We start from the raw sequence: 1,452 nt of genomic DNA, 5'->3' as shown, positions 1-1,452 counted from the left end.
CAGCCTGTCGGGTTGGGTATTTTGTGGCTGATAACGCCGAGGCTGAGCCAGCTTATGCTACGTGAAGCCGTGCCATTCTTTTGCAGTTGTATGCGAGAGCGACGAGTGTCCATTCGGTCGTGACTTTTGCAAGGCTGCGCAGACTGAATCTTCTGAAGCCCATGATGCTTTTGATAATGCCAAAGATCGGTTCAACGGTCTGTTTTCGTAGTCTGTAAACATCTCCGGCATCCGTGGTTTCCAGCCTGTCCTTCATGGCAAGCCGCCAGGGTTCGGTTATTCGGCGTGGCTCCTTTGCTTCGGGATGGGGTCGGAAGTCGTAGGGCCTGCGAGCACAGGGCCGTCCGATGGCGACCAGCGGATCGATGCCTTTTTTTCGCAGGTCCCGCACCGCCTGCCCGCTGGCGTAACCGGTGTCGGCGAGCACTGTCTTTGGGAGACCGATCGTGTTTTCCATCGACAGCACGGTGCTGGCAAAGGACGGCGCGTCCGCTGACGTGGCGACAACGTCGGTTGTCACGATCAACTGACTGCCTTCGGCGCAGACCACGGCCTGGGCATTGTAAGCCTGCCGGAACTCGTGGGCGTCCGAACGCCGCATGAGGCGGCTGTCGGGATCGGTCAGACTGATCTGCCGGTCGGGTGGTGGTTCATCATCAGGCGGTTGGGGCGCCCGGCCGCGACGCCCTGTTTTTGCGTCATACACCGCCTTCTTTTTCTCGTATGCCAGTCGCGCCGCCCCGGCCTGCGCCTTCGCATCCGCTTCCAGCCGGGCGCAGGCTTCATCCAGCTTCGCTTTCAATGTTTCCCGTCGGGCAAGCTCTTCCGGCAAGGCCTGCGGATCGCTGTCCGTGGCATCCGCGTGCTCCGCCTGCTCCATCAGTTTCGCGATATCCACCGCCAGCTGTTCGCGCAGCGCCCTGATCCGGTCGTAACGCAGGGAACGGTATTTCGAAGCGTCGGCATCGATTTTCGTGCCGTCGATCGATACGACACCCAGACGCAGCAGACCCGTCTCGCGCGCCAGAAGCAGGACCTGCGCAAAGGCAGCTTCAATGGCTGTCCGGTTCGTCCGGCGGAAGGTGGCAATCGTATCATGATCCGGATGCAGGTTCGCCGCCACAAAGCGCACCCCGATGTCGCGATATGTTGCCCGCTCGATCCGGCGGGAGGAAAACAGCCCGTTCGCGTAACTAAAGATCAGGAGGGCCAGCATCAGGCGCGGATGATACTGCGCCTTGCCTCCCGTGCGCACTGGCACGCAGAACGCGCTCATCGGAACCCGCTCAACGGCTGCAACAATGAAATGCGCCATATCGTCAGCAGGAAGCCACGACTTCAGATCCGGTGGCAGAAGATACGGCTGAGACCGGTCAAACGGGATGAAGCTGCTCATCTCACAACCTTACAACATCACCCCTTCACAGGGTACCCCAATCCGACAGGCTGCTA

Annotated in this window: 1 protein-coding gene; it reads right to left on the bottom strand. The window is 60.3% G+C overall.

Going from position 1 to position 1,452, the window contains the following annotated elements; genetic code table 11:
- Positions 1-52: 52 nt before the first annotated feature.
- A complete protein-coding gene (locus KP699_RS16190) occupies positions 53-1,396 on the bottom strand; it encodes an IS1182 family transposase (RefSeq protein WP_215763343.1) in 1,344 nt (447 codons plus the stop codon).
- Positions 1,397-1,452 lie beyond the last annotated feature (56 nt).

It is taken from the genome of Acetobacter sp. P1H12_c, from assembly GCF_018811975.1.
Lineage (GTDB): Bacteria > Pseudomonadota > Alphaproteobacteria > Acetobacterales > Acetobacteraceae > Acetobacter > Acetobacter persici.
Note: the sequence above shows the minus strand (reverse complement) of the source record. Positions and strands in the feature narration are given on the sequence as shown.